The 7391-nt window shown below is 65.1% G+C and carries 6 protein-coding genes and 3 pseudogenes; 3 read left to right on the top strand and 6 right to left on the bottom strand.

All coding sequences use genetic code 11. From position 1 onward, the window contains the following. Positions 1–109 precede the first annotated feature (109 nt). From AB0367_RS38510 to AB0367_RS38495, 4 genes and pseudogenes are all read right to left on the bottom strand, one after another. Positions 110–958, bottom strand: a complete 849-nt coding sequence (locus AB0367_RS38510) for an SDR family oxidoreductase (protein ID WP_366231467.1) — start codon at positions 956–958, stop codon at positions 110–112. 1321 nt (positions 959–2279) lie between these two features. Further along, a pseudogene (locus AB0367_RS38505) lies at positions 2280–2492 on the bottom strand (IS5/IS1182 family transposase); the annotation flags it as partial. Positions 2493–2574: 82 nt separating this feature from the next. Further along, complete coding sequence (locus AB0367_RS38500; RefSeq protein WP_366231466.1) at positions 2575–2985, bottom strand: STAS domain-containing protein; 411 nt, start codon at positions 2983–2985, stop codon at positions 2575–2577. A 1786-nt stretch (positions 2986–4771) separates the two neighbouring features. After that, entirely contained in the window at positions 4772–5386 is a 615-nt protein-coding gene (locus tag AB0367_RS38495) for a hypothetical protein (protein ID WP_366231465.1), read from the bottom strand. Between the two features lie 106 nt (positions 5387–5492). Here AB0367_RS38495 and AB0367_RS38490 point away from each other — a divergent pair, with 106 nt between their 5' ends. Both AB0367_RS38490 and AB0367_RS38485 read left to right on the top strand, forming a co-directional pair. Beyond that, positions 5493–5678 carry a CsbD family protein gene (locus AB0367_RS38490; RefSeq protein ID WP_366231464.1) on the top strand — a complete coding sequence of 62 codons (186 nt, stop codon included), beginning with the start codon at positions 5493–5495 and terminating at the stop codon, positions 5676–5678. A gap of 147 nt (positions 5679–5825) precedes the next feature. Then, positions 5826–5978 carry a hypothetical protein gene (locus tag AB0367_RS38485; protein ID WP_366231463.1) on the top strand — a complete coding sequence of 51 codons (153 nt, stop codon included), beginning with the start codon at positions 5826–5828 and terminating at the stop codon, positions 5976–5978. Between the two features lie 255 nt (positions 5979–6233). Here AB0367_RS38485 and AB0367_RS38480 read toward each other — a convergent pair whose 3' ends face one another. Beyond that, complete coding sequence (locus tag AB0367_RS38480) at positions 6234–6698, bottom strand: SRPBCC family protein (protein ID WP_366231462.1); 465 nt, start codon at positions 6696–6698, stop codon at positions 6234–6236. Between the two features lie 9 nt (positions 6699–6707). Here AB0367_RS38480 and AB0367_RS38475 point away from each other — a divergent pair. Further along, positions 6708–6809: pseudogene (locus AB0367_RS38475) on the top strand (pyridoxamine 5'-phosphate oxidase); the annotation flags it as partial. A 2-nt stretch (positions 6810–6811) separates the two neighbouring features. Here the strand turns inward: AB0367_RS38475 and AB0367_RS38470 are convergent. Next, positions 6812–6979, bottom strand: a pseudogene (locus tag AB0367_RS38470) (IS30 family transposase); the annotation flags it as partial. Positions 6980–7391: the final 412 nt, after the last annotated feature.

Raw genomic sequence — 7391 nt, 5'->3', positions numbered from 1 at the left:
CCGCCTACGCGCCACCCACCACGACGTCGGCAAGACCACCAAACGAGACAAGACCCTCAAAGCTCGCAAGCAGCGCGAAGGTTAAACAACAAGCTGGGTGCGTGTTTCACTACACAGTGATCGGGGTTTCGGGCTCCATGTCGTAGGAGGCTTGCAGTTGCCTGGGTCGGGTTCCCAGGCCGTCCTTCGTCTTTCGATCCCACGGCACCTGCTGAAGGCTCTTGGTCTCGTCGATCATCGACTTGGGTTCCAGGTTGCGATAGGTGTCTACGTCGCCGGCGGCGACGGCCGTCATCGTGGCGTACACGGGCTCGGGATCGAATTGAGCGCGAGGAAAGGCGAGTTTCGAGTAGTCGAAGAGTCGCTCGGACGGGTCGTCTTCCCAACTTTGCCAGGTCTGGAACATTCGGTCGTTGAAGCCGGTCAGGAACGGTCCGGGGTTGACGGTGGCGACCTCGACGCCGAACTCCTGCAACTCCTGGGCCATGGTCTCGGCGATGGCCTCTACCGCGTGCTTGGACGCCGAGTAGATGCCGGTGAAGGGATTGACGTTGAGTCCTTCTCGCGAGGAGACCCACACGATACGTCCCTTTCCGCGCTTGACCATCTGCTTGGCGATGCCCTGGGTCAACAGCAGTGGCCCGATGACGTTCACCTCGAATTCCCGGCGGATGTTGACGGCCGGGATGTCGAGCGTCGAGCCGCCCTCGCCGACGCCGGCGTTGTTCACCAGTACTTCGACGTCCCAGGTCAAAGCCTTCCGGCGATCCCCGTCGTCAGTGACATCGAGCTTCTCCACCTGCAACTTCACTCCGCGCTGCGCGGCTTGCTGCTTCAAGGTCTGCACCTGAGCCCAGATTTCCACGGAGGCGATGACGTCGAAGCCTTTCTTCGCCAGCCGCATCGCCACCTCATGTCCAAAGCCAGTGCCGCATCCCGTGATGAGTACCTTGGTCACTGCAGTCTCCTAACCTGCCGCTCCCAGCGTCGGCTCCAGGTAAGGCAGCAGTTGACCAGGATTCGCCGCACCGACTGGGAGTAGCTGTTTGCCCGACCATTACGGCTACCCTGCCGCGATCCCGTTATCCAGCCGAACTCCGAATCGCCCGGCGACCTCATTCGCCGCACACGCCCATGCCGGCTGGTAGTCGACGATCTCCACCGTATCGGCACCAGAGACGTCGATACAAGGACCGGCCGATACAGGGTCCGGCTGCCCGGGCACACGGCAGCACCTCGGTGGAAAGTGTTCTTAGTGCGAAGTCCCAGATCGCTGGTGAAGCCTGGCCGCCTCGTACGCCGCGAATCGATCTGGCACGTCCATGATGGCGATGACGATAATCGCCGCCTGTCGACCGGCGCACGTGGTTGACGAACCCATCGGCGCCGACCGCGGTATGAAGCACTCGAGCCGGTCGGCTGCTTGGCAGCCGCTGTCGTGGGTGGCGGGCTCGGTCATGCCGTGGCCGACCTCGACGTAACCACGTCTTCAACCCTCGGTGAATGCAGTCGCACACACGCATCCATACAGCATCGGCGGTCGCCACCGACGTGGGCAGGTCGATCGCCCTCCCTGTAGCCGCTGTGGCGCCCGGGATCACGCGCAGAGCGAGGGCTTGCCCTGACGGTCGCCGCTCTGTACCGATCCTCAGTCGCCGCAGGGCAACGGGGCATCCGCCGTCCGCGTTGAGCCGCCAGGTGATCCGGCACATCGGGGTATTTCGGGCGTAAGGGGTAGGAATCTCCACGTAGAAGACCTCGACCCGACCCAGCAACCGGACTCATCCACCACTACACCCTCAATTCGGGAAAAGCTTGACGCAGCACGGGGCCGCGTGTTGACTTGTGGCTATGGGACCGGCCTCAGCCGAAGAACAGGAACCGGTCGCCCGGTCGAATGGGGCTGACCGCCAGATTGTCGTTCCGTGGTGGTACTACGCGATAACCGGATTAATCGCAGGCGCTGCAGTCGTGGCAGCCGCTCTTCTGCCGCAACAGATCGCGGGCATCTCTCTCGTCGCTGCAGCCCTATTTGTGGGAGTGATTAGCCGTATCGCGGCGAAAGCCTCGGGAACTCGTCTGCCTATTCCGGCCAGCGCTGCCGGCGTCGGTTATCTGGTAGCCCTAGCGGTCGTGGTGATCGGGTCCTTGATCGTTGCATGGACCGTGGTGCGCCCTGACGGTCCTTCCTGGCTCGCCTGGATGCTTGCCACTGTCGTGCTTGTGGTCGCACTCAGCGGGACATGGGTGGCTAAGAGGTCGCACAAATAGGTGGACGTTCATGGTCGGCGGGTGGGACGGGTGTCCCAGCGGTAGAGGGTCCATGCCTGGCGGATAAGGCTGCGTACGGTGATGATCGCGTCGGCGAGGTCGAAGTAGGCGTTGATGACGTCTTCCTTGCGTTCGTAGCAGCGTTGGAGCCGGTTGAAGGCGTCGTGCCAGGCATTGGTGCGCTCGATGTGCCAGCGTCGGGTGGCTTGGATGAGGGCTTTGACAGGCAGCGGGATCGCCCACGTTGATGCCGGTCGGTACAGCGTCCACCGGCACCGAAGGGTGAGCGGTCCGTGACGTGGGTTAGTTATACCGGTTGGCTTCGGCGGGCGAGCCGACCAGGACCGGTAACGACCCGGTGGCCTTCAGCGCCTCACGCACGATTCCATGCGGATTGGCCAACCGCAGACCGGCATGACATCTGCCGGCCAGGTCGTGCATCCGTAGCAGCGTTCCGATCGCGCTGGCGTCCAGCAGCCGGACCTGGTCGAGATCCACTACCAGGCGGCCCGGACGTTCGGCCAGCGAGTCGCGGACGGCAACCGCAAGCATGTCACGGGTGGCATAGTCGAGCACGCCCGCCACGCTGATCCAGACCTCGCCGTCCCGTACTCGACGGCACACTACGATATCCCGCGACGCGCCAATCAGGAGCGTCGACCGTCCACGTGTTGCCATGGCTGCCGACGAGTGCGACGACGTTTCGGCGTCCATACCGACATCATCACCGCGATCGGCCCGAACCGCCACCCGTGCGGGTACGCAGTACCCGGTGATCGTTACGTACAGGACCAGTGCCGCAGCCGTGGGAAACGATGGATCCCGTGGAGCACTCAACGCCTGTTCGTGGCCGATGGCGATGACGCCAGGCTTCGTTGCTGGCACTCGGCAGGACGAGTGTTCCACCGTAGGTTGCACTCAGATGCCCACGGGGAATCCGCTCAGGTGACCCGGGCGGAGCGCTGCCTCGTGACGGTGATGTCGAGCCGGATGGGCGGTAGGGGATGCCGAGGGCGTGGCGCGCGTGGGCGAGCGCGTTGGTTGCGATGTGCCGGCGCAGCGCGGCCAGGTCGGCGTTTTGTTGAGTGTTGACGGTGACGGCCAGCTCTGGTTTGGTCGGGTCGCCTTCGAGCCCCGGTAGCTTTCGATCTCGCCGGACAGTGCGTCGCCCAGCGCCGTGGAGGTGAGGGTGGTGCGCCCGGCGGAGTGGTCTCCTGCCACGGTGATGTCGGCGAGTTGACCGGTGGAGAACAGGACGGTGAGCAGCCAACGCAGACTGCAGCCTGGGACCCTGGCCAAGCTTGCGGTGCCTCGCCGAACCCGACGAGATCGCCGCGGCCGGTGGCGTTCCTGGCATCCCCGGACGCGTCCTTCATCACCGATGCCACGATGGCAGTGGACGGGCGGCTGACTGTGGACCCCGACAATCTCCGCCTTCTCACTGGTAGACCTCGGCCCAGTCAACGCCGATGTAGGTGGTGTTCGAAGTCAGGTTGTGGCTGCCGGTGTTGCGGATCCGCAGGGTGTGCGTGCCGGGGTGAGAACCGGGCTGACGTACTGCACGCGCAGTCCGTCGCGGACCGGGCCGTAGCAGTCGGCGGTGGTTCCGGGCCGCCGTCGATGGACGTCGCGGCGATGCCGTTGCCGACGTCCTTGAACGACAGCAGCACGATCTGTCGGCTGGTGAACGTGATGGTGGCGGCGTTACCCGGGGTGCTGGTGTAGGTGTCGTCGCCGCGGAGGCACTGGGTGCCGCATCCGGTGCCGAACGTCCAGGAACCGGTACAGCTGATCCAGTTGGTGGCGTCGCTGGTGGGTGCGTGCCAGGCTGGAGCCATTGGTTGTTGCAGTCGTAGAGCTACAGTTGGATGCGTTGGTGGTGTGGCTGGCGTTGTCGTCGATGCAGCGGCCGGAGACGGGGGTTGCGGATCGACCCGTTGGACTGGACCGGCCACTGCTGGTTAGCGCCGCCGCGGCAGTCCCACAGGGTAAACCTTGGTGAAGTTGGCGGTGCCGTAGCCCTCGACGTCCACTTGCCCATCGAGCGGATCGTGCCGTCGCCGCCGATGTCCACTGCTGGTCGGCCACGTTCAGGCAGTTTCTACGCTTGGACGGGTGCGCCGGTCGCGCCGGTGTCGTCACCGAACAGGTCGGCGCACCCGCCGACATAACCAGCGGTAACGAACCGGCCTTGACCAGCAAACACCCGCCAGTTCACCGCGCCTCAGCGCCCACACCGACGACCCCACCGACGGTCGGGCGACATCACGAAGCGCGACAGCCGCTGCCGGCTTGGCAGGCTCGAAACCAGGGGAGCAGGTGACGATCGGCCCCGGCGAGGTCGCCAAACCCGCCCACCGCAGCAGCACCGCAGAGGCCCCTGCTGCGCGCGCCGATCCGGCCGGGTCGTCCTGATCGGTGCCGGCTGCCGGCCCTCCAGCAAGGCGGGGTGGGGGACCTCACCATCTGGTAGTGCATGATCCGTGCCGTACCGGGCGTTTCAGGCGGCGGCCGCAGCCTGGATCTCAGAAGCGTTGAGGATCGAGGACCTGTCCTTGTGACCTCGCTCGTAGTCGAGCACCGCGCGGACCTGGCCGTCGTCCGCGTCCCGCAAGCGGGAACGGATCTCCATAACGGTCATCGTGTCGTATCCCGGCCAAGGCTCTCTGCCTTGCAGATTGCGGATGGTCTCCACGATCGGGGTGTGGTTGTGGGTCGCGCGCTCATAGGCATCGACCGTGGCCAAGTCCCCCTGGGAGAGTCGCGTCAGCCAGTCCCGGATCTGCTCGACGGAGAGGCTGTCGTAGTCGGGGATAATGGTCCGCGACTCCAGCCGCGCCTCGTACGGCATGGCCCGGCTTCGAGCGAACCGCAGCACGTCGACGGCTGCGTCCCTGAGTTGGCCGAGCGCACGAGGGAGCTGCATGGCGCCGCGGGCGAGCGTCAGCGGCGCCGCGCAGCACCAGCAGCGGCGTGACCATGCGCAGCAGCACGTGCCCGGCGCTGTGTGCGACGAAGCCGCCGCGGGCCGGCGGGTTGAACACCGCGAAGCCTGCGGGCAGTTGACCCCGAGCGCGGAGGCCGCATCGCTCGGGGCATCCAGACCGAAGATCAACCAGCTTTGCCGTACACATGGATCCCCACGTTTGGTCAATGCGCTACGTGGGCACTTGCCATCTGACCCCGCATGATGGCTCGGGGCGTTGGAGGAGGGCGGTCACATGAGCGGCGCGGACAGCCTGCGCAACAAGGCAGAGGAACTGAAGGGCAAGATCAAGGAGACGGCCGGTCAGGCTGTTGGCAACGAGCGCTTGGAAGCCGAGGGCCGAGTCGACCGGGCCACGGGCGACATCAAGCAGGCCGGCGAGAAGCTGAAGGACGCCGCAAAGAGCGCATTCGGCGAATAGGAAAGGTACAGGGGGTCCGTCTGCCCCACCGACAGGGTCGCCAGCCCTGTCGTGCGCGGCGTGCCCCGGTGCGTGCCCTTCGACAACACCAGAAGCGCCTGTAACGGACGCTCGTCTGACTATGGAGTGAAGAAAATGATTGCTCTCTTGGTGCTGTTGCTGCTGGTCTGGCTGGCCTTCATCATCGTAGGTGTCGCGGTGAAGGGCCTTTTCTGGCTGCTGGTGATCGGCGTCATCCTATTCGTGGCCACCAGCGTGATCGGCTTCGTCAAGCGCGAGGCACTGGGCCGCAGGCATTGACCTGATGGGCGGCCGGTCCGACGCCCCGGCGAGGTCGGCCGGAAACCCCCGCACGCTTCGCAAGGGGGCGTTGACTCGCCGTTGCATTGAGCGTTGGCAAGATCGAGGCGGACTTGAGCAGTGAAGTCATCGACCCGTCCTGATCCGGTGGCTGTCTCTTCTGACGTCGCGGCGTCCGCCGGATTCCGGTGCCGTATCGGGACGCTGAAAAGTTGCTGGTCGAGCGTGGTGTACGGCGACCTCGGGCAAGGCGATCTACCTGTCTCGGCGCGGGATGTCGCCACGCCACGCGCCGGTGGCGTTGCCGCGTTTCTCGATGAATTCTTTGAAGCGCCGGGTGTCCGCTTTCACCTGGAGCTCGTCGACGCCGACGGCGCTGCCGGCCTTCTCGGCGATGCCTTCTGGCTGCCAGTGCAACTGGACGGTGACGCGGGTGTCCTGCTCTCCGAGTGGCTGGAAGCTGACCACGCCGGCATGTCTGGTGTCGCCATCGACGCTCGACCACGCGATCCGTTGGTTAGGTTGCTGTTCGGTGATCTCGGCATCGAACTCGCGGCGGACGCCGCCGATCTTGGTTACCCAGTGTGTGTTTCGGTCGTCGACCTGCCTGATCGACTCGACGCCGGTCATGAACTGCGGGAACGACTCGAACTGCGTCCACTGGTTGTACGCGGTGTGTACCGGGACATGGACGTCAACGGACTCTGTGACCGTGCTCATCGCTACCTCCTCGGCGAGCCGTACTCGGTCCTGCTGGCCACCGCCGACGCTGCGGGCATGCCGTCCAGCCGGGTTGTGCTGCTCAAGGGCTTCGACCCAGACGGGCTGGTGTGCTGTTCGGGCAGGGTGGTGATGGTGGCGGCGATCGCGTCGCGGACGGCTGCAGCGCCGTGTCCGGCCAGTGCGGGGCCGTTCTTCACGCGCGACTCGACACCGTAGCCTTCCATTCGGGGCAGGTGCAGCAGCATCGTGAAACGGGTCGACGGTTGCTGGCCGCTGCCGCCACGCGGGCAGTAGCAGCGGCTCGAACCCGGGACCGGACAGGGCTCGAACTCGGTGGACCGAAGTTGGCAGAAAGGAACCGCGTCTTTCCAGTTCAGGGCCCAGATTTGACCGTCGAAACCGTCCGGCGCCGTGTCCAATGACGAACTCCGTCATGCCCGGGCAGGGTGCGGACGGTCCGCCATACGGCCCGTGGGGTTTGTGTCGGTGGTCCGAGTTGTACCTAATATCTAGACCATCCGGTTGGTGGGGAGTGGGGACCTTCCAGCAGAGGTTGACCGGTTCCCGGATCGAATTCCGGGCAAACTGCGTGAAGTGACGTGATCTCAACGAGATTGCGGTAGGTACCGGTATTCGAAGTGTGTGAGATGCAGAGCTGCGGCGACGATGTCGCCGAGTGTGCGAGGGCTG

Origin of the sequence: Dactylosporangium sp. NPDC051484, from assembly GCF_040689395.1 — a bacterium.
Classification (GTDB): Bacteria; Actinomycetota; Actinomycetes; order Mycobacteriales; family Micromonosporaceae; genus Dactylosporangium.
The sequence above is the reverse complement of the archived record's forward strand: the minus strand, read 5'-3'. Positions and strand labels throughout refer to the sequence as shown.